Consider the following 19,187-nt stretch of genomic DNA (forward strand, 5'->3'; position numbering starts at 1 on the left):
GTTTAGCGGGCTGATCGCGATCTGGAGACGGATCGAGTTCAGCCCCCTAATCGCGATCCGGGGGTGCCCGCGGACCGCACTGTGGGCATTCCCGGTGCCCGGCCCCGGTCGCCGTGCCATGCTGACCGCGTGTCGCCTTTAGCGGGCTAATCGCGATGCGGAGCGTACGCAAGGGATCGGTAGGAGGATCGGTGCACCAGCCGCCGCAGGGGTATGGCCAGGGGCCGGGGTACGGGCCGGGAGGCCAGCCTGGCTACGGGCAGCAGCCGGGTTACGGACCGCCTCAGCCAGGCGGGCCGGGCCACGGCCAGCAGCCCGGATACGGCCAGCAGCCCGCGTACGGTGCGCCTCCCGGTTACGGCCCGCCGCCCAAGAAGAAAAAGACCGGGCTGATCGTCGGCCTCATCGTGGGCGGCGTGGTGCTGCTCGGCCTGGGCATCCCCGGCGGCATCTTCGCGTCGGAGTACTACTCGTCGGTCGGCAAGGCGCCGGTCTCCGAGCAGCCGCCCGCCGAATGCGCGATCTCCCCGGAGGTCCTGAACAAGACGCTCATGACCAGCTTCCAGGGCTCCCGCGAGAACGAGATCAAGGCGCTCGAGATCGTCACCAAGCAGCGGGGTTGCTCCTGGCTGGCGCCGGACGGCGACAACGTCCACGATCGCGCCCTCCAGGTCACGATCTATCGCCACGAGGGGCCGGACGCCGAAAAGCGCGCGGCGGAGTCGTCGACCGGATCGGCCGCGCCGTCCGAGCGTCAGCAGCAGGTTCAGGGCATCGGGGAGAAGGCGGTCCTCGTCTCCCTCGACACCGACAGCGCCTTCAGCGGTGCCGAACTGCGATACACCCAGGGTGTGTACGTCGTCATCGTCACCTACAAGGGCTGGGACAAGGGGTTCTTCACGAACTCGCCGATCCCGCCGGCGGAGTCCGCCGAAGCGGCGAAGTCCGTCGGCGCCGACATCGCCAAGAAGCTGCCCCGCTAGGCGTACAGGCCGTTCAGCCAGGCCGTCCACGCCTCCTCGGCCTTGTCCGCTTCAGCGTCTTCGGCGAACAGGTGGTGCCCGATGCCGACAGGCCAGCCCCAGACGTTCCGGCCGTAGAAGCGGTACAGCGCGTCTTCGGTCCGGAGGCCGATGAAGGCCGACGTCAGGTAGTCGACGACGCCTTCGATGGTGTCGACGCCCGGCACCTCGAAGCGCGCCTGGCCGCCGGCGACCGTCGCGCCGATCGCCGTCCGCACGACCTCGAACGCTTCGGGAGCCTTCGACGCTTCGGGCGCGTCGGTCTTGAAGTACTTCGCCTCGCGCCGGTTGAAGTGCGTCAGGTACTCGCCCAGCGAGTGGTAGTAGAACGCCGTGTGCCGCTTGCACGCGTCGTACTCCACGTCGTCGAGCACCGTGTTGTGCTCGTAACGCAGGTACGTGCCGCCGTCCTTCGGTTCGAGGACGTATTCGAGCGTGTTGAACCAGCCGCTCTCGTCTTCCGCGTAGGTGACGAAGCGCTGTGACGGTTTCCAGACGGTCACCATCCCGCCGTTCGGGGTGAGGCCGGACTCGGCACCGCCGTCGCGCGGTTCGTACCGGATCGGCCAGAGCCAGCCGCCGCTGCCCGTGGTGATCGCGGCCCAGGTGTCGGCGGGAGTGGTGGGCATGAAGCCCTCGAAGCGGACCTCGGATTCCTTCGCCATGTCTGTCCTTTCTCGTGTGCCTTCACAGACGCGACGCCTGGCCAGGGCCCGTTTCGACAAACAGATCGAGATTTGCCCGCGAAAGTCGAAGTGACTCAGGTCACATTCCGGGGTGTCGAGGTGGGCGGGACAGCGGCGTCCCTGGGGTGTCCGCGAAGAAAGCGACCCGAGGAGAGCGACATGCAGCAGAGCGTGATCGACGAGATCCTGAACCGCCCGCTCAGCCAGGAGCTCCTGGCCCGTGACCTGGCCCGGCTGGCCTACACCGCGCTCGACGGCACGCCGCGGTCGATCCCGATCGGCATCCACTGGAACGGCCGGGAGATCGTCATGTGCACCCCGACGAACGCGCCGAAGCTGCCGTCGTTGCGCCGCAACCCCGCCGTCGCCCTGACCATCGACACCGAATCGCACCCGCCGAAGATCCTGCTCCTGCGCGGCACGGTCGAGCTGGACTACGTCGACGGCATCCCCGACGAGTACATGCAGTGGAACGGCACCTACGAGATGACGCCCGAACAGCGGGTCGAGTGGGAAGCGAACGTCCGGTCGCTGTACGACGGCATGGTGCGCGTCGTGATGACCCCGACCTGGGTCAAGCTCATCGACTTCGAGAACACCCTGCCCACCGCCGTCGAAGAGCTCCTGCAGCGGCAGGCAGCGCGTCAGAACGCCTGAAAGGAACCCGTCATGAAGCTCGAACACGTCGGCGTCGTCGTCCACGATCTCGAAGCGGCCAAGGCCTTCTTCACCGCACTCGGCCTCGAACTGGAAGGCGAGGCATCCCTCAAGGGCGACACGGTCGATCGCCTCACCGGTCTCGAAAAGGTCCGGACGGACATCGCCGTGCTGCGGCCGCCGGACGGTCACGGAGGCGTGGAACTGATCAAGTATCAGTCGCCGAGCCGCGACGGCCATTCCCGCGTGCCGATGAACACGCCCGGCATCCGCCACTTCGTGTTCTCGGTCGAGGACATCGAGGACGTGCTGGAGCGCTCGCGGGCGCACGGCGGCGAGCTCGTCGGCGAGTTGGTGCAGTACGAGGACAGCTACCGGCTCTGCTACGTCCGCGGTCCGGAGGGGATCACCGTCGAGCTTGCGGAGGAGCTCGTACGCCGGGAAGCGTAGGCGAGAAGCCGCGTCTCGACGGATTCCCGCGAAGTCCCGCGCTGCCAGCATTTCCGTCATGACGCTGACAGGAATCCTGGCCGCCGCGCTGATCTTCACCGGCGCTCCCGCCCTCACCTCGGACGACGTCCGGGTGCACACCGGAGTGATCGACGGCGCCCGGTACCGGGTCGAGGTGCCGCCGAACTGGAACGGCAAGTTGTTGCTGTACAACCACGGGATCTACCCGCCGGGCTACGTTCCCGAGGTGGTCGAGCTCGCCAACCGGGAGGAGGCGAAATCCGTTCTCCTCGGCGAGGGGTACGCGCTGGCCGCGTCGCTCTACAGCAAGCCGAACGGCTTCTCGGCCCGCGAAGCCGTGCAAGACCAGACAGCGCTCCTGTCCTGGTTCGACCGCAACGTCGGCCGCCCGGCGCAGGTGCTCACCTGGGGAGCCTCCGGCGGCGGCCTCAACGCGGTCCTGCTGTCCGAACGGCTTCCGCGGCGGATCGACGGCGTGCTGGCGATGTGCGGCCCTGTCGCGGGCGGCGCCGCGCTGTTCGGTCAGGCGCTGGACCTCGGTTTCGCGGTCCGGACACTGCTGGCGCCCGAGCTGGAGGTCGTCCGGATCGCCGACCCGCCGGCGAATCTCGCGAAAGCCCATCAGGTGATAGCGAAGGCGCTGGAATCACCCGATGGACGGGCACGGCTCGCTCTCGCCAACGCGTTCGCCGACGTCCCCGGCTGGTCGACGGCGCTCCGTCCGCGCTCCGCCGACGTCGTCGAGCAGGTCCGTCAGCAGACGGAGTTCGTCCAGGCGGTCTACGACCAGTTCGCGTGGGGCGCTCATCGGGCCGACCTGGAGGCGCAGGCCGGTGGGAACCCGACCGGGAACATCGGAGTGGACTACCGCGGCCTGCTCGCGCGGTCGAGTGAACGCGACCTCGTGAACCAGGCTTACCGTGACGCGGGCCTGGATCTCGGCGCCGATCTCGCCAAGCTCGCCGTCGCGCCCCGCGTCGAGGCCGACGGCGCCGCCGCCCGATGGCTCGCCCGCATCGGAACGCCGACCGGACACGGCCGCCAGCCCGTCGTCACGCTGCATCCGATCGGGGACGGCGTCGCCCCCGGACACGAACGGAACTACGGCGACCGCGTCGATTCCGACCGGATCCGGCAGGTGTTCGTGAACCGGGGCGGGCATTGCCAGCACACCGCCGCCGAGGAGCTGACGGCGTTGCGGGTGCTGCGGGATCGCGTCGAAACCGGCCGCTGGTCGTCGACGTCGCCGGAGCGGCTGAGCGCCGAGGCGAACCGGTTCGGGCCGGAGCTCCACTTCCTTCGCGACTGGTTGCACGGTGACCAGGGCACCACCGCGCCCGCTTTCCGGCGGCACCACCCGGCTCCGCTGCCGCGCGTGGCTTGACGCCTCAGCCGTCGACGGGATGGCTCGCCTGGAAGGCCAGCCTCCCGTCGGCGTCCGCCGCGATCCGGTCGAGCAGGTCGTCCAGCGCCAGGAAGACCTCCCACGACGGCTGGCCGCTCGCGGCGGCCAACCGGTCGACCAGCAGCTGTTCCAGGTCGGTGACCCGCTTCGCCTTCCACACCTTGTCCGCGACGCTCACGAGCAGATCCTCGACGCCGACGTCCGCGCCCAGGCGGCGTGCGTCCGCGCGAACCGGGCCCGGTTCGCGTCGATTCCTTGGGAGACAAGGAGTTCGTAACCGGCCTGCTCATGCGCGGAGCCGGGGCCGGACAGCTCTTCGCGGTGGATCGTCTTGCCGACGTCGTGGACGGCCGCGCCGAACAGGGTCGCTTCGCGGTCGAAGGCCACGTCCGGGTGCTGCTTCTCCATCCAGCCGGCCAGCGAACAGGCCACCTCGTGGACCGCGCGCAGATGCGCGGCGAGCCGCGGGGGAGCGGACAGTTCCTCCAGCAGTTCGCTCACTTCGTCCGGCAGGGGACGGAGCGGCGGCTCGCCGGGATCGGTCAGGGCACGGCGCAAAGCAGGCGAGGGCATGACGTCCAGAATGACAGAAACCGCCGATCATTCCCCGTGATAGCGCAGGCCTGTGCGCTTCAGGACGACCCAGTGCTCACCGGGCCGGTCCACGACGACCGGATACCACCTCGGGGCGACGGCGGCGGTCAGTTCCTCGCCGCGGTCGACGAGCGAACTCACCGCGGGTTCACCCACCACGATGAGCGCGGACCAGTCGACGTGCGCCAGTAGGTTGTCCTCGGTGACCCCGAAGCGGTCGTCCAGGACGGTGACCAGGTCGTGCCCGGTGTCCGGACCGGACCGGACTTCCTCGACGTCGGGCACTTCGTCGATGTCGACCTCTTCGCACTCTTCATCCTCGTCCTCTTCGTCGTCTTCGCGTTCTTCGGACCACACGTGGTGGTCGAGCCGCGAGATGGCGTTGCTCAGGTCGAAGGCCTGCTCGTCGGTCATGCACAGGGTCACGGTGTGCCCGTCGGTCAGCGTGAACGTCAGTTCCGCCTCCGGGTAGCCACTGGTGCCGGGCTCCGCTTCGACCATGCCGGCGACGGTCCCGGCCAGCGCCGTGGGCGCCGGGCTCGTGTGCCAGTCGAGCGACGGCAGGTTCGCGGCCATCTCCAGGACGCAGGTCGCGGCGGTCCAGAACGCCTCCTTGTCCCGGAAGTCCTTGCGGGTGCCGGTCAGGGTCCGCCCGCTGCCCAGCGGTTCGGTGCGGGCGTCGATCCGGCCCCGGCCGGTCCCGTTCTCCCAGACCGCGGTGACCGTGACCCGGTTGGCCAGCCGTTTGCGGTAGTTCTCGATGTGGCCCTCCCTGGCGAGTTCCCAGCCGTTCACCGTCTCGGGCCAAGCGTCGTTCACTGCGGACTTTCCTTTCCGGCGAGGGGATTCCCGGCCTCGGACGTGACAGGTCCGGTGATCGTTCCCACCTCGCTTGACAACCGTCGCGGGACCCGGTCTACTGGAGTTATCGAACAAGCGTTCGAAGTGCCGCCTTCCCCGTGGCGCGTCCTGTTCCGTCCATAAAGGACGGTCTAGATGTCGTGGGGAGGCTGGTCCGTGACAGCGGAGGTGGTCGAGGCACGGGCCTTGCCGTTGGCGAGGCTGGCGGCCTTGCCGGGAGTGAGCACGGCCAGTGGCGTGGCTTCCGCGGCCGAACACGCGAGGACGACGGGAAGGGTGCTCCCGGTGTCCCCGGCGTTGTCCGGTCTGCTGCCCGCCGCGGGGCTCCGGCGCGGGAGCACCGTATCGGTGCTGGGGTCCACGTCACTGATGCTCACCCTGCTGGCCGCCGCGACCGCCGGCGGTGCGTGGGCGGTCGCGGTCGGCCTGCCCACGCTCGGGGTGGTCGCCGCCGCGGAACTCGGGGTCGAGGTGGGCAGGCTGGCGCTGGTCCCTCGTCCTGGCCCCGAGTTCCCGGCGGTGACCGCGGCCCTGCTCGACGGCTTCGATCTCGTGGTCGTCGGTCCGGGGCTCGCCCGGCCCGACGTGGCGAGACGGCTGTCCGCCCGCGCGCGCAACCGCGGTTCGGTCCTGCTCTCACTGGGTTCGTGGCCCGGTGCGGAGGTCGAACTGAGCTGTCGTCGCTCGCGCTGGACGGGTTTCACCGGTGACGGCGCGGGCTACCTGCGCGCTCGTGAGGTGGAGGTACGGACGGGTGGCCGGGGCGCGGCCGCCCGGCCGAGGTCGGTGTTGCTGCGGTTTCCCGGCGAGGGCGAGGTCCGGAAGGCCGACTTCCCCACGCCGGCCCCGGCGACCGTGGCGAGGTGGGGGACGGCGTGAACCCACCTCTGCGCATGCTGGTCTTGTGGTGCCCGGACTGGCCCGCGGTCGCCGCCGCGGCCGTCGCGGGCGAGGCCGTCGGCCGCCCGGCCGCGGTCTTCTCGGCGAACCGCGTGGTCGCCTGCACCGCGGTCGCCCGAGGGTATGGCGTCCGGCGCGGGATGCGGCGGCGTGAAGCCCAGTCGTGCTGTCCGGAGCTGGCGGTCTTCGGCGAGGACGACGGCCGTGACGCCCGGCTCTTCGAGTCGGTCGCGCGGGCGGTGGAAGAGCTGGCCGTCGGCGTCGAGGTGGTACGCCCGGGGATCGTCGCCGTCCCGGTCGACGGCGCGGCCGGGTACTTCGGCGGTGAACACGGTCTCCTCGAACGGCTGGTGGACGAGGTGTCCGTGGCGGCGGGAGTGGAATGCCAGGTCGGCGTCGCCGACGGCCTGTTCGCCGCGACGCTCGCCGCCCGTCGTTCGACGCTGGTCGATCCCGGTGGGACGGCGGAATTCCTGGCCCCGCTGCCCATCCGCGAACTCGACCAGCCCGAAGCAGGCCGAACCGGACTGGTCACTTTGCTCAAGCAGCTCGGCCTGCGCACGTTGGGCGCCTTCGCGGGGCTCGACGAAAGCGACGTCTCCGCGCGGTTCGGCATGGAGGGCGTGCTCGCGCACCGGCTGGCACGAGGGCGGTCCGAACGTCCGCCGTCGCGCCGTCGGCCGCCACCGGAACTCTCGCTCGCGAAGGCGTTCGACCCGCCGATCGACCGGATCGACGCCGCCGCGTTCGTGGCGAAAGGACTCGGCGAGCGCTTCCACGCCGGGCTTGCCGCGCACGGGCTGGCCTGCACCCGCCTCGGCATCTACGCCACCACCGAGACCGGTGAACAACTCGGCCGGGTGTGGCGCTGCGCCGAACCGCTGACCCCGCTCGGCGTCGCGGACAGGGTGCGCTGGCAGTTCGAAGGCTGGCTGAAAGCCCGGGACACCTCGGCGCGGCCTCGATCCGGTGTCGTCCGGCTGCGGCTGGAGCCGGAGGAGACCGTCGAAGGCCGGTCGCTGCAACTCGGGCTGTGGCAAACGGGTGCGACGGGCACGCTGCGCCCGGCCACCGAGGACGAGGGGCTGTCCGGCGAGCGGGCCGGCCGCGCCCTGGTGCGGGTGCAGGGGTTGCTCGGTCCGGAGAGCGTCTTCACCGCGGTGCTCGACGGCGGTCGCGATCCCGCCGAGCGCGTCCGGCTGGTGCCGTGGGGCGACAGACGGGAGAAGTCCGCGCAGGCGGACGCGAACTGGGCCGGGAGGCTCCCGTCGCCCTCCCCGGCGACGGTGTTCGCCCGGCCGGTTCCCGCTCAGGTGCTGGACAGGAACGGCCGCGTCGTGGAGATCACCGCGCGGCGCCGGGTCACCGCCGCGCCGTTCGTCGTGAGTTTCGAGGGCGAGGAGCCGCGCGAGGTCCTCGCCTGGGCCGGGCCGTGGCTGGTCGGTGTCCGGGCCGGTGCCGGTCACGCGCGGTCGGGGACCCGGATCCGGTTGCAGGTGCTGCTGGCCGACGGGCACGACGCCGAGGAGGCGGTGCTGCTCCGCTTCGAACACCACAGGAATCCGATGTGGACACTGGAAGGGAAGTACGACTGAACATGGACGAGGAGTACACGCGGCTGGTGCGGCGCTGGCTGGAGGAACCGGCCATCCCGGTGCAGCGTGCGGAGCTGGACACGGCCTGGGCGGCGTGCGTCCCGCGAGCGGAAGTGTTCGTCCCCGCGCCGAGACGTTCGACCGAGAACCGGTGATCCGATGGGCTGGGACAATCCTCCGCGGCCGTGGAGGGACCTCGCCCGCGAGCTCGCGGGCGAGGTCCACCCCGGAGACGGCGGTGACAGCCCTGCGTGGAGCGCCAAACGGGAGGGCTACCAGCGGCCCCCGGACCTGACGGGGCGGATCGGCGAGGACGACGGCGCCACCTCACACCGGGTGCCGTACGCCGAACTGCACTGCCATTCGAACTTCAGCTTCCTCGACGGCGCGAGCCATCCCGAGGAGCTGGTGGAGGAGGCCGCGCGGCTGGGTCTGGACGCGATCGCGCTCACCGACCACGACGGCATGTACGGCGTGGTGCGCTTCGCCGAAGCGGCCAGGGAGCTGGGTGTGCACACCGTCTTCGGCACGGAGCTCAGTTTCGGCCTGTCCGGGCCGCAGAACGGGGTCGCCGATCCCGAGGGCGAGCACCTTCTCCTGCTGGCCAAGCAGAAGGACGGCTACCTGAGCCTGAACCGCGCCATCACCGCCGGACAGCTGTACGGCTTCGACAGGGAGTCGTTGTCGCCCAAGGAAAGGGCGGAGAAAGGCAGGCCCGTCTACGACCTGCGCGCGGTCGCCGAAGAGGTCGACGGGCAGTGCGTCGTGCTCACCGGCTGCCGCAAAGGCGCCGTGCGCAAGGCGCTCGTCACCGAAGGCCCCGCCGCGGCCGTCGAGCGGCTGAAGGAGCTCATCGACTGCTTCGGCAGGGAAAACGTCTACGTCGAGCTCATCGACCACAGCCTTCCCCTGGACAGCACGCACAACGACCTGCTCAGCGAGATGGCCCACGAGTTCGGGCTCCCGACTGTGGCGACCACGGCCGCGCACTACGCCCGGCCGGAACGGGCCCCGCTCGCCGACGCGCTCAGCGCCATTCGCGCCCGGCGCGGGCTGGAGGACATGGAGGGCTGGCTGCCCGCCGCGGGGACGGCGTTCCTGCGGTCGGGGGAGGAGATGGCCGAGATCTTCAAACGCTATCCGGGCGCGGTGCAGCGGGCGGCGCTGCTCGGCCGGGAGTGCGCGTTCGAACTCCACCACATCGAGCCGAAGCTGCCGCCGTTCAAGGTGCCGGCGGGGCACACCGAAGCGTCCTATCTGAAGGAACTCACCCTTGAGGGCGCGAAGGAGCACGAGAAGAACAAGAGCAAGAGGTACCGGGACAAAGCGCGCAAGCTGATCGAGCACGAACTGGGGATCATCGAAGAACTGGGCTTCCCCGGCTACTTCCTGATCGTCTGGGACATCGTGCGGTTCTGCCGGGAGAACAACATCCTTTGCCAGGGCCGGGGTTCGGCCGCGAATTCGGCGGTCTGCTACGCGCTCGGCATCACCAAGGTCGACGCCGTGCGCTACGGCCTGCTCTTCGAACGGTTCCTCGCCCCGGATCGCGACGGCTACCCGGACATCGACCTCGACATCGAATCCGATCGCCGCGAGGAGGCGATCCAGTACGTCTACGGGAAATACGGGCGGCTGAACACCGCGCAGGTGGCGAACGTGATCACCTACCGGGCGCGGTCCGCGGTCCGGGACGCGGCGCGGGGGCTGGGGTACTCGCCCGGCCAGCAGGACGCGTGGAGCAAGCAGATCGACCGCTGGGGCGCGTTGCGGGCCACGGAGAAGGACCACGACCACGACATCCCGGAAGAGGTCGTGGAACTCGCTTGCGCGCTCGAAGACTTCCCCCGGCATCTCGGCATCCATTCCGGCGGGATGGTGATCTGCGAACAACCGGTGAGCGAGGTCGTGCCGATCGAATGGGCGCGGATGGAGAACCGCAGCGTCGTGCAGTGGGAGAAGGACGACTGTGCCGCCGCGGGATTGGTCAAATTCGATCTGCTCGGACTCGGGATGCTGTCGGCCCTGCACTATATGATCGATCTTGTCCGCGAACACAAAGAGAAAGAGGTCGACATCTCCGAATTGGACCTCAAGGACCAGAACGTCTACGAAATGCTCTGCCGCGCGGACGCGATCGGCGTCTTCCAGGTGGAGAGCCGCGCTCAGCTGGCGACCCTGCCTCGGTTGCGTCCCAAGAAGTTCTACGATCTGGCGGTCGAGGTCGCGCTCATCCGGCCCGGCCCGATCCAGGGCGGTTCGGTGCATCCCTACATCCGGCGCAAGAACGGGCAGGAGAAATGGGATTTCGACCATCCGAAGCTGGCGGGTGCGCTGGAAAAGACCCTCGGCGTCCCGTTGTTCCAGGAACAGATGATGCAGATCGCCCTCGACGTCGCCGATTTCACCCCGGCGGAAGCCGACCAGTTACGGCACGCCATGGGCGCCAAACGTTCCGAAAGGAAGATGGAACGGCTCAAACTGCGCTTCCTCGAAGGCGCCGCGAAGAACGACATCGAGGGTGAGCTCGCCGAGAAGATCTTCGGCAAGCTCAAGGCGTTCGCGAATTTCGGCTTCCCGGAGAGTCACGCGCTGAGCTTCGCCCTGCTGGTGTTCGCGAGCGCGTACTTCAAGTACTACCACCCGGACGCGTTCCTGGCGGGCCTGCTGCGTGCCCAGCCGATGGGGTTCTACTCGCCGCAGTCGCTGGTCGCCGACGCGCGGCGGCACGGGGTGCGGGTGCTCGGTCCGGACATCAACGCGAGTCTCCCGCACGCGACCCTGGAACCCCTGCCGGAAAAGGGAGAACTGCTCGCCGTGCGGGGCGGCCTGTCCACCGTGCGGATGATCGGCGAGAACCTGGCGAAGGAGATCGTCGAGGAGCGGGAACGCGGCGGCCCGTTCGCGGATCTGCCCGAGGTCGCCCGGCGGGTGCGGCTGACCACGTCGCAGGTCGAGGCGCTGGCCGCGGCCGGCGCGTTCGGCTGTTTCGGCGAGAGCAGGCGAAGCGCGCTCTGGGCGGCGGGCGCGGTGGCCGACGAAAGCCTGGAGAAACTGCCGGGGCTCACCACCGGGGCCAAGGCGCCGATGCTGCCGGGGATGGACGCGATCGACGTCGCGGCCGCGGACGTCTGGGCCACCGGGGTGTCGCCGGACAGCTTCCCGACCCAGTTCGTCCGGGAGAGCCTCGACGAACTCGGTGTCGTCACGGCGGAAGGCCTGCGCGAGATCCCTCACGGCGCGCGGGTGTTGACAGGCGGTGCGGTGACCCATCGCCAGCGGCCCGCGACCGCGGGCGGCGTCACCTTCATGAACCTCGAAGACGAGACCGGGATGATCAACGTCATCTGCACGGTGGGCGTGTGGCAGCGCTATCACCGGGTCGCCCGCGGCAGCCCCGCGCTGCTGGTCCGCGGCGTGGTCGAGCGCACCGGCGAGGTGGTGAACGTCCTCGCCGAACAGATCCGGCACCTGCCGCTGCGGATCACCGCCAAGTCCCGTGACTTCCACTGAATCCTCTTGACGATCACCCGGGGACCATGCTGAAGTTCCTCCAGCGTCGCAGTGCACCCGGCAAAGAGACCGTCGCGGGCATGGAGGCGCCGGACCATGGGAAATCATGGAAACCCCTTCTCGGACGGACGGCCGGTTGACGGCGTTCGGAAATCAACTCGTTCAGGTTCACAACTGGTTGCGTAAAGAGCTGGCCATGCTGCACGACGACCTCGAGTCGGTCGCGGAGGGGCGTGCCGAGCGGCTGCGCGACCTCCGGGCGCATTGCCTCACCTTCTGCTCGGCGCTGACCAGGCATCACACCGGCGAGGACGGCGGCGCTTTCCTCGTACTGGCGGACGAATTCCCCGGATTGCGGCCGTCGCTCGAAGAGCTCGCGCACGACCACGGGGTGATGACCGGGATCATCGAACGGCTCGAAGAACTGGTCGACGGTGTCGGCCCCGGGTCGACTCAGGACGAGATCCTCGACGTCTAGCGGGAACTGGACGGCCTCACCGCGATCATGGAGACGCATTTCCGCTACGAGGAGAAGCGGATCGTCGAGGCGCTCAACTCACTGGACATGCCGGAGTGGCGGGAAACGAAGCCCTCTTTCCTGCTGAAATCGCATTAGGACAAGAGCCGTCCCCTACGGGCGTGATCCTTCCTCGTGCGCGCCGGATGAACGACCCGAAGGTCATCGAGGCCATGGACCACGTGGCGAGCGCGAAGATCATCCCGAATCGCTGACTTCGGTAGGGTGGTGTTCGCGACGCGGAGGTGAGCCGGTGGAGCACCACCCACTCCGGGGCAACCCCGGGGAGTACGAAGACAGCGAGACGAGGCGCCCCGCGCGAGAGCGGCATGCTTCGCGTGCGGGTTCGCGCGGATGACAGGAGAAAGAGTCACCTCCGCGTCGCTCATCGGACCCATGCCGGTCTGGCGATGGCAGGTCGCCCGCTGGGCGACCTTCGAGGACTGCGCCGCCGCGCTCGACCTGACACCCGGCGAACTTTCCTGGTTCGCCGACGCGAAAGGCTGGAACAGGCGCGCGGCCGGGCCGGTCCGGCACTACGGCTACCGCTGGATCCCGACGGCGTCCGGCGGGGTGCGGCTCATCGAGCGGCCGAAGCCGCGGATGGCCGAACTCCAGCGCCGGATCGTGCGGCACGTCGTCGAGGCGCTGCCGGTGCACGAAGCCGCGCACGGGTTCCGGCGCGGACGTTCGCCGATGACCTGCGCCGCGCCGCACGCCGGTCGGCGGACCGTGGTCAGGATGGACCTCGAAGGGTTCTTCCCGACGGTGTCCGCGCGCCGGATCTCGGCACTGCTCGCGCTCGCCGGATATCCGCCCGCCGTGGCGGAGGCGCTGGCGGGCGTGCTCACCACGGCCGTCCCTCCCGACGTTCTCGCCACGGCACCTGGGGGACGGCGGGATCCGGCCCGCGTGCGGCTGCTGAACAACCTGGCGGCGACCCACCTGCCGCAGGGCGCGCCGTCCTCGCCCGCGGTCGCGAACGCGGTCACACATCACCTGGACCGGCGGCTCGACGGCCTCGCGCGGGCACTGGGCGCGACCTACACGCGCTATGCCGACGACCTGGCGTTCTCCGGGGATTCCCTGCCGCTGCACCGCTTGCTGCCCGGTGTCCGGCGGATCGTGACCGACGAGGGCTTCCGCCTGCGGGACGACAAGACGTCGGTCGCCGCCGCGCATCAGCGGCAACGGGTCGCGGGCCTGGTGGTCAACAGCGCGCCCGCCGCGACGCGCGCCGACTACGACGCGTTGCGCGCCCTGCTCCACAACTGCGCCCGCACCGGTCCGGAAGCGCAGAACCGGGCCGCGCATCCGGACTTCCGCGCTCACCTGCTCGGCCGCGTCGGCTGGATCGCCGCTTCCTCGCCGGCGCGGGCGGCGAAGCTGCGCGCGTTGTTCGACGGGATCACCTGGCCGTAGACCGGTGTGCGATCCTGGACGGGTGATCGAGACCGCCGAAGACTATCGAGAAGCCGTCCTTTCCCAGCAGTGGTGGGAAAAACGCAGTTTCGTCGGCTGTGATTTCACCGAAGCCGACCTGCGTGGCCTGCGCACCCAGGGCTGCACCTTCGACCAGTGCGACTTCACCAAGGTCGACTTCGAAGGCTCGCGCCACGAGGCGTCGGCGTTCCGGTCATGCACCTTCGACCGCAGTGTGCTCTCCGGCACCCGGTGGAGTTCCTGCTCGATGCTCGGATCATCCTTTGTGGACTGCCGGTTCCAGAAGATCGCGTTCACCGAATGTGATCTCTCGCTGGTCTCGCTGAGCCGTAATCGACTGTCCAAAGTGGATCTCTCCGGGCTGCGGCTGCGCGAGGCCAACCTGACCGAGGCGGACCTCACGGGCGCCGATCTGCGCGGTGCCGACCTCACCGGAGCCCGGCTGGCGGGCGCGAAACTCGACGGCGCCGACCTGCGGGGAGCGCGGATCGACGCCAACGGCCTGGTGCAGGCGAACCTCTCCGGCGTGCACGTGGACACCGAGACCGCGATCGCCTACGCCGCCGCGCACGGCCTCGTCATCCACTGACCGGTCCCGGATGTCAGGAAAGGGTCGTTCCTGACGAAAAACGTCAGGAACGACCCTTTCATGACACTTGAAGGCTAGTCGATCGGCGGTTCGCCCGGGTCCAGTTCGATGAGGTCGCCCTCGGCGAGCAACTCCTCGATGGACGCCGGCAGCAGGTACGCCGACCCGCCACCGGGCTGGTTGAACCACGGGATCGCGACACCGGCGAGCGCTTCGAGCGGCCGCTGCACGCGGTACACGTGGTACGGCCGGTTCACCCACTCCGGCACGAGCGAGCGCTCCTCGAACGGCGTCCCGGCCGCGTAGGTCAGGTTGCCGTTCGGGCCGCCGAAGCGGTCCAGTTCGCTGCCCGCGGGCAGCTCGCGCAGCTCCTTGCCGCGGAACAGCGTCAGCGGCGGTTCGCCGCCGAGCGGCGAGATCGGCCAGTTCTGCTTGGCGTCGGGGCCCCCGGCGTTCGCCGCGGCGGGCGGACGGGACGGTTCCTCGCGTCGCATCGGCGGCTGAGGCGGCGGCGCCACCGGCGGTTCGCGGCGCGGCGGGGCGGGCGGCGGGCTCGCCAGCACCGGGTTCGGCCGCCCCGGGGGCGCGGGCGGGACCGGCGCGGGCTCGTCGTCCAGGTCGTCCCCGAGCAGCTCCTCGGCCGTCGTGAACGCCGTCTGCTCCTGGGCCGGGATCGCCTCCCGCGGCGGCACCGGATGCGAACCGGTCGCGACCTCGGGGGACAACGTCGCCAGCACGGGGCGAGGCGGCGGCAGTTCCTCGGCGGGCGGCTCTTCGGCGACGGGCTCCTCCTCGAAGACCTCGTCCTCGGGCGGAGCACCGTTCGGGTTCAGCAGGACCTTGCCGAGCATGAACGCGGCCGCGTCCTCGGCGTCGCCGAACACGGCCGGGTTGGTCAGCTTCCCGTCGTACCAGCCGACCCGCCAGCCGCCGCCGTCCACCTGCTCGACGCTCCAGCCGTGGTCGGCGGGGCCACCGATGCGGTAGACGTCGTCGGGCACGTCGAGGTCGTCGAACTTCGCCTGGAGCTCGTTCAGCACCGGCACGGGGTGCTCGGCGCGGCGGGGCGCTTCCTCGCGACGCGGTTCGGGCTCCGGGCGGGACATCGGCACGGGGGCGGCCGCGGCGGCAAAGGTCCCCCGCTCCTGCGGCGGGGCGTCGACCTGCGTGACCTCGGAGTCCGACGGCGGCGGCACGTTCGGTTCCGCGTCGTGCGTCAGGAGGGGCAGCTCAGGACCGGCGTCGGCCTGCTCGACCGGCGTGTACCCGGTGGTCGTCTCCCCCTCGGGAGACTCGAACGGCTGGTTCTCCTCCTGCTGGGTGTAGGCGTCCTGCTCCTCCTCGTGAGGCTGCTCGTACGCGTCGACCTGCGCGGGCCGCGCGTACGTGGTGGCCTCCGGGTCGGCCGCCTGCGGCGCCGGTTCGGGCTCGGCGAGCTGATGCGACGCCTCGTCCTGCCGGTCTTCGTCGGCGTAGACGTCCTGTTCGGACTCGTGGAACTGCGCCTCGTCGTGCGCGTACGGATCCTGGTAGCCGTCTTCGTACTGCTGCTCGGCGGCGGCTTCGTGGAAGTCCTGCGCCTGATAGTCCTGAGTGTCGTAGTCCTCTTCGTACCGCTGGGCCTGCTCGGCCTGATCCGGGATCGTGGACTCGACGGCGGGAACGGCCGCCGCGGCGGCGACCGGTGCGGCGGCCGCGGCCGCTGCCGCCGCCGGGTCCGGGCCCGGCTGATGCGGCGGCGGGACGGGCGGCTGCGCGGCCTGGTTCGGGCCGGGACCCGCGGGGCCACCGGGACCGTGGGGGCCGGGCTGGTTGACCGCGGCCTGCTGCGGCGGCACCGGGCCGTTCTGGGCGAGGCCGTTCTGCGGCGGACCCTGCGGAGGCGGGCCGGCGGGAGCGCCGTTCGGTCCACCCGGGCCGTTGGGGCGCTGCTGCGGGGGCTGATTCCCCCTGGTGAGGTACCCCGCCGCGGCCTGCAGCGTCGGGGCGTCGACCTCGGGGAGCGCGAAGTCGTTCTGCCGGACGTGCTCGATCAGGTCGAGCTCCGGCGAGACGCCGTATTCACGCAGGTAGAAGTTGACGGCGGCGGGCCAGATCCACAGCCCGTCGCTGTGGAAGGCGACCGGGACGGTGGCCTCGGGGGTCTGCGCGAGCCGGTCGATGTCGTAGCCGCGTTCGGTGACCACCAGCGGCGCGTGATCGAGGTAGTCGAGCAGCCTGTCCTGCTCCTCGATCTCCAGGTCGGGCCGGTTGATCACCGGGCGCCCGGCCGGGCCGATGGTGTCGAAGATGCGGGCGATGCGGAAATGCGGTCCGGGCTGCTCCGGGCCGAGACCGGACATGCGCCGGATCAGCCATTCGGGCACGTTCTCCTCGGAACGGGGGAACATGCGCAGCTCGTCGGAGAGCGCCTGCGGAGGCGGCGCGAGGCGCCACTGGGGCTCGTCGCGGTTGTACTCGAGGTTGTAGCTGGACGGGTGGTCGAGCTGGTAACGGGCGTTGAACCAGGTGCCGCGGCCGTCGCGATACATCCCGGCGCGGAGCCTGCCGAACAGCGTCGCGATGTCGTGCGTCGCGACCCACTCGTGCGCCGAGCCGTCTTCGGTGATGATCTCGCCGGTCATCTCGTGGTACCTGCCGACGGCTCGGTACTCGGCGGTCACCTTCCGCCAATCGCGCGGCGCGGCCCGCAGCAGGGCGAGGCCGATCTGTTTGACCAGGGTGTCCTGCTCGGTCGCGTTCAACTGAGTCGTCGGTTGTGCCACGGTCACATTTTGACCGTATCCGCGCTTGTGTGCACCCCGCATGTGGGTTTTGCCGCTCTTGACAACCCGGAATAAGCCCTGACCTGCTGCCGCGTCACTCACCCGGGATACTGGACGGCGTGAACCGAATTGTCCGCGAGACCGTGAAGGACGAGGACTGATGGCGGTGGCCGGACAGCGGCGTGACCGTGGGGCACTGCTCCATCACCTGCCGTTCCTGCTGGTGATGCTGGTGGTGGCCGTCGCCGCCCTGCGGATCGGGCAGTACCACTGGCGGCAGGGTGCCGCGCTCATCGGCGGGGCGCTGCTGCTCGCGGGCCTGCTCCGGGCGGCGCTGCCCGAAGCCAAGGCCGGTCTGCTGGCCATCCGGGGCAAGCCGGTCGACGTCCTGACCTACGGCGCGCTGTCCGTGTTGATCCTGTTCATCGCCTTCACGATCACCGGTGGCCCGCTGTCCTGAGTGGTCAGGAGGCCATGGCGGGGGTGAGCCGTGCCTCGCGGCGGTCCAGGCCACCGGAGACCACGGCCAGCGAGAGTCCCAGCACGGCCAGCGACGCGCCGACCCAGTTGGGCGCGACCAGGCCGAACCCGCCCGCGATCACCAGGCCGCCCAGGTAGGCGCCGATGGAGTTCGCGATGTTGAACGCCGACTGCACGGCGGCGGAGACCAGCGACGGCGTCCCGCCCGCCTTCTCCATGATCCGGGCCTGCATCATCGGGCCGATCATGAACCCGGCGAGACCGACGAAGAAGATCGTCACCGCCGCGCCGACCTTGCCGTTCGCGGTGAAGGTGAAGATCGCCAGCACCGTGGCCAGCCCGAACAGCGAGACGTAGAGGCTCGGCATCAGCGCCTTGTCGGCGAGCCTGCCGCCGAGGATGTTGCCGATCGTCATGCCGACCCCGGCCAGCGAGAGCAGCAGGGTGACGTTCGACGGCGAGTAGCCGGTGACGTCGGTCAGCATCGGCGCGATGTAGGACAGGCAGGCGAACACGCCGCCGAGTCCGAAAGTGACGATCGCGAGCGCGAGCCACACCTGCGGGCGGCGGAACGCGCCGAGTTCGCCGCGCAGCGAAGGCTCGACCGGTTTGCCCTGGTGGGGGACCAGTTTCGCGATCGCGGCCATGGCGAGCAGGCCGATCACGGCGACGACGCCGAAGGTCGCGCGCCAGCCGACCTTCTGGCCGAGCAGCGTCCCGAGCGGCACGCCGACGACGTTGGCCAGGGTCAGGCCCAGGAACATCATCGAGACGGCCTTCGCGCGTTCGCCCGGCTTGGCCAGGCTGGACGCGACGACCGCGCCGGCGCCGAAGAACGCTCCGTGCGGCAGGCCGGCGAGGAAGCGGAAAGCGACGCCGAACTCCTGGTTCGGCGAGAGCGCGAAGAGGGTGTTGCCGAGCGTGAACAGGCCCATCATCGCCAGCAGCATGGTCTTGCGCGGCAGCCGGACGGCGGCGGCGGTGAGCAGCGGGGCGCCGACCACGACGCCGAGGGCGTACCCGGAGATGAGGTAGCCCGCGGACGGGATCGACACGCCGAAGTCGGTGGCGGCTTCGGGCAGCACGCCCATCATGACGAATTCGGTGGTCCCGATGCCGAAGGCACCGATGGCGAGCGCGAGCAGCGCGACGGGCACGGCTCTCCTTCCGGGGTCGTACGTGAGTAAACGATTACTCGCCCAGCGTCGCGGATGGGAGAGCTGAATCGATTTAGGTCTCGGACACAAAAGAAGACAGCGCGTGCCGTCTCGACGTCGACGAGCTGTCCGGTGTCCAGTTCAACGGATCGAGGGGGCCTTTGTCATCCCGGTTTCGGGTGAGGCTGCCCACCCTCAGCGGCGGGCGGCGAGCACTCCTTGGAGCAGGCCGGGGAAGAGCTCGTCGAGATCGTTGCGGCGCAAGGAGTTGTAGCGCGCGGTGCCCTGCTGGCGGCCCATGATGATGCCCGCTTCGCGCAGGGTGCGCAGGTGATGGGTGAGTGTGGACTTGGTCACGGCGACGGCGAAACCGCTGCACGAGATCTCAGTGCCGGGTTCGGCCAGCTGGCGGACCATGTCGAGCCGCACCGGGTCCGCGAGCGCGGCGAGGACCGCCTCGATCCGGATCTCGTCCCGATCGGGGTAGGTGTACTGCTGAGTGGTCGCGGCCATCCGTCCATAGTACGACGCC

19 protein-coding genes are annotated in these 19,187 nt (G+C 69.9%); 12 read left to right on the forward strand and 7 right to left on the reverse strand.

What is annotated here, in order from left to right; all coding sequences use genetic code 11:
- The first annotated feature begins 191 nt into the window (after positions 1 to 191).
- The gene (locus AB0N89_RS15795; RefSeq protein ID WP_364204906.1) at positions 192 to 983 is read left to right on the forward strand and encodes a hypothetical protein; all 792 of its coding nucleotides are present in this window, start codon (positions 192 to 194) and stop codon (positions 981 to 983) included.
- On the opposite strand, the gene AB0N89_RS15800 is transcribed toward AB0N89_RS15795, so the two are convergent.
- Positions 980 to 1,687, reverse strand: a complete 708-nt coding sequence (locus AB0N89_RS15800) for an SRPBCC domain-containing protein (protein ID WP_364204908.1) — start codon at positions 1,685 to 1,687, stop codon at positions 980 to 982. The genes AB0N89_RS15795 and AB0N89_RS15800 overlap by 4 nt on opposite strands.
- A 180-nt stretch (positions 1,688 to 1,867) precedes the next feature.
- Here AB0N89_RS15800 and AB0N89_RS15805 point away from each other — a divergent pair, with 180 nt between their 5' ends.
- Genes AB0N89_RS15805 through AB0N89_RS15815 form a run of 3 tightly spaced genes read left to right on the forward strand, consistent with a single transcriptional unit; the run spans position 1,868 to position 4,220 of the window.
- Positions 1,868 to 2,365, forward strand: coding sequence for a pyridoxamine 5'-phosphate oxidase family protein (locus AB0N89_RS15805; protein ID WP_364204910.1), 498 nt, complete (start codon positions 1,868 to 1,870; stop codon positions 2,363 to 2,365).
- A 12-nt stretch (positions 2,366 to 2,377) separates the two neighbouring features.
- Positions 2,378 to 2,815: a VOC family protein gene (locus tag AB0N89_RS15810; RefSeq protein WP_364204911.1), complete on the forward strand. Its 438-nt coding sequence runs from the start codon at positions 2,378 to 2,380 to the stop codon at positions 2,813 to 2,815.
- Positions 2,816 to 2,873: 58 nt separating this feature from the next.
- Positions 2,874 to 4,220, forward strand: coding sequence for a hypothetical protein (locus AB0N89_RS15815; protein ID WP_364204913.1), 1,347 nt, complete (start codon positions 2,874 to 2,876; stop codon positions 4,218 to 4,220).
- A 4-nt stretch (positions 4,221 to 4,224) separates the two neighbouring features.
- Here AB0N89_RS15815 and AB0N89_RS15820 read toward each other — a convergent pair whose 3' ends face one another.
- From AB0N89_RS15820 to AB0N89_RS15830, 3 genes are read right to left on the reverse strand one after another with little or no spacing between them, the layout of a single operon-like run.
- Entirely contained in the window at positions 4,225 to 4,419 is a 195-nt protein-coding gene (locus tag AB0N89_RS15820; protein ID WP_364204915.1) for a hypothetical protein, read from the reverse strand.
- The gene (locus tag AB0N89_RS15825; RefSeq protein WP_364204917.1) at positions 4,416 to 4,814 is read right to left on the reverse strand and encodes an HD domain-containing protein; all 399 of its coding nucleotides are present in this window, start codon (positions 4,812 to 4,814) and stop codon (positions 4,416 to 4,418) included. Before AB0N89_RS15825 ends, AB0N89_RS15820 begins: the two co-directional genes overlap by 4 nt.
- Positions 4,815 to 4,841: 27 nt before the next feature.
- The gene (locus AB0N89_RS15830; RefSeq protein ID WP_364204918.1) at positions 4,842 to 5,654 is read right to left on the reverse strand and encodes a hypothetical protein; all 813 of its coding nucleotides are present in this window, start codon (positions 5,652 to 5,654) and stop codon (positions 4,842 to 4,844) included.
- Between the two features lie 198 nt (positions 5,655 to 5,852).
- On the opposite strand from AB0N89_RS15830, the gene AB0N89_RS15835 reads away from it, so the two are divergent.
- The 7 genes from AB0N89_RS15835 to AB0N89_RS15865 all read left to right on the forward strand — a co-directional run bounded on the left by AB0N89_RS15835 (position 5,853) and on the right by AB0N89_RS15865 (position 14,253).
- Complete coding sequence (locus AB0N89_RS15835; protein ID WP_364204920.1) at positions 5,853 to 6,575, forward strand: hypothetical protein; 723 nt, start codon at positions 5,853 to 5,855, stop codon at positions 6,573 to 6,575.
- Between the two features lie 14 nt (positions 6,576 to 6,589).
- On the forward strand, positions 6,590 to 8,191 hold the full coding sequence (locus AB0N89_RS15840; protein WP_364205006.1) for a DNA polymerase Y family protein: 1,602 nt from the start codon (positions 6,590 to 6,592) through the stop codon (positions 8,189 to 8,191).
- 2 nt (positions 8,192 to 8,193) lie between these two features.
- Positions 8,194 to 8,346, forward strand: coding sequence for a hypothetical protein (locus AB0N89_RS15845; RefSeq protein ID WP_005161922.1), 153 nt, complete (start codon positions 8,194 to 8,196; stop codon positions 8,344 to 8,346).
- Positions 8,347 to 8,350: 4 nt separating this feature from the next.
- Complete coding sequence (locus AB0N89_RS15850) at positions 8,351 to 11,704, forward strand: error-prone DNA polymerase (protein WP_364204922.1); 3,354 nt, start codon at positions 8,351 to 8,353, stop codon at positions 11,702 to 11,704.
- Between the two features lie 106 nt (positions 11,705 to 11,810).
- Positions 11,811 to 12,182, forward strand: a complete 372-nt coding sequence (locus tag AB0N89_RS15855; RefSeq protein WP_364204923.1) for a hemerythrin domain-containing protein — start codon at positions 11,811 to 11,813, stop codon at positions 12,180 to 12,182.
- A 393-nt stretch (positions 12,183 to 12,575) separates the two neighbouring features.
- On the forward strand, positions 12,576 to 13,643 hold the full coding sequence (locus AB0N89_RS15860) for a reverse transcriptase family protein (protein ID WP_364204925.1): 1,068 nt from the start codon (positions 12,576 to 12,578) through the stop codon (positions 13,641 to 13,643).
- 22 nt (positions 13,644 to 13,665) lie between these two features.
- A complete protein-coding gene (locus tag AB0N89_RS15865) occupies positions 13,666 to 14,253 on the forward strand; it encodes a pentapeptide repeat-containing protein (RefSeq protein ID WP_364204927.1) in 588 nt (195 codons plus the stop codon).
- Positions 14,254 to 14,327: 74 nt separating this feature from the next.
- On the opposite strand, the gene AB0N89_RS15870 is transcribed toward AB0N89_RS15865, so the two are convergent.
- The gene (locus AB0N89_RS15870; protein WP_364204929.1) at positions 14,328 to 17,024 is read right to left on the reverse strand and encodes a glycohydrolase toxin TNT-related protein; all 2,697 of its coding nucleotides are present in this window, start codon (positions 17,022 to 17,024) and stop codon (positions 14,328 to 14,330) included.
- Positions 17,025 to 17,178: 154 nt separating this feature from the next.
- Here AB0N89_RS15870 and AB0N89_RS15875 point away from each other — a divergent pair, with 154 nt between their 5' ends.
- Positions 17,179 to 17,478 carry a DUF3017 domain-containing protein gene (locus AB0N89_RS15875; RefSeq protein ID WP_007032100.1) on the forward strand — a complete coding sequence of 100 codons (300 nt, stop codon included), beginning with the start codon at positions 17,179 to 17,181 and terminating at the stop codon, positions 17,476 to 17,478.
- Between the two features lie 4 nt (positions 17,479 to 17,482).
- Here AB0N89_RS15875 and AB0N89_RS15880 read toward each other — a convergent pair whose 3' ends face one another.
- Positions 17,483 to 18,655, reverse strand: coding sequence for an MFS transporter (locus tag AB0N89_RS15880; protein WP_364204931.1), 1,173 nt, complete (start codon positions 18,653 to 18,655; stop codon positions 17,483 to 17,485).
- 195 nt (positions 18,656 to 18,850) lie between these two features.
- Positions 18,851 to 19,168 carry a metalloregulator ArsR/SmtB family transcription factor gene (locus AB0N89_RS15885; protein ID WP_364204933.1) on the reverse strand — a complete coding sequence of 106 codons (318 nt, stop codon included), beginning with the start codon at positions 19,166 to 19,168 and terminating at the stop codon, positions 18,851 to 18,853.
- Positions 19,169 to 19,187: the final 19 nt, after the last annotated feature.

Origin of the sequence: Amycolatopsis sp. NPDC089917, assembly GCF_040684635.1 — a bacterium.
Taxonomy (GTDB): Bacteria; Actinomycetota; Actinomycetes; order Mycobacteriales; family Pseudonocardiaceae; genus Amycolatopsis.

Coding starts and splice junctions, on each gene's coding strand:
- AB0N89_RS15885 (WP_364204933.1), bottom strand. CDS start 19,168: ATGGCCGCGACCACTCAGCAGTACACCTACCCCGATCGGGACGAGATC.
- AB0N89_RS15845 (WP_005161922.1), top strand. CDS start 8,194: ATGGACGAGGAGTACACGCGGCTGGTGCGGCGCTGGCTGGAGGAACCG.
- AB0N89_RS15850 (WP_364204922.1), top strand. CDS start 8,351: ATGGGCTGGGACAATCCTCCGCGGCCGTGGAGGGACCTCGCCCGCGAG.
- AB0N89_RS15825 (WP_364204917.1), bottom strand. CDS start 4,814: ATGCCCTCGCCTGCTTTGCGCCGTGCCCTGACCGATCCCGGCGAGCCG.
- AB0N89_RS15860 (WP_364204925.1), top strand. CDS start 12,576: ATGACAGGAGAAAGAGTCACCTCCGCGTCGCTCATCGGACCCATGCCG.
- AB0N89_RS15840 (WP_364205006.1), top strand. CDS start 6,590: ATGCTGGTCTTGTGGTGCCCGGACTGGCCCGCGGTCGCCGCCGCGGCC.
- AB0N89_RS15875 (WP_007032100.1), top strand. CDS start 17,179: ATGGCGGTGGCCGGACAGCGGCGTGACCGTGGGGCACTGCTCCATCAC.
- AB0N89_RS15810 (WP_364204911.1), top strand. CDS start 2,378: ATGAAGCTCGAACACGTCGGCGTCGTCGTCCACGATCTCGAAGCGGCC.
- AB0N89_RS15805 (WP_364204910.1), top strand. CDS start 1,868: ATGCAGCAGAGCGTGATCGACGAGATCCTGAACCGCCCGCTCAGCCAG.
- AB0N89_RS15800 (WP_364204908.1), bottom strand. CDS start 1,687: ATGGCGAAGGAATCCGAGGTCCGCTTCGAGGGCTTCATGCCCACCACT.
- AB0N89_RS15815 (WP_364204913.1), top strand. CDS start 2,874: ATGACGCTGACAGGAATCCTGGCCGCCGCGCTGATCTTCACCGGCGCT.
- AB0N89_RS15855 (WP_364204923.1), top strand. CDS start 11,811: ATGGAAACCCCTTCTCGGACGGACGGCCGGTTGACGGCGTTCGGAAAT.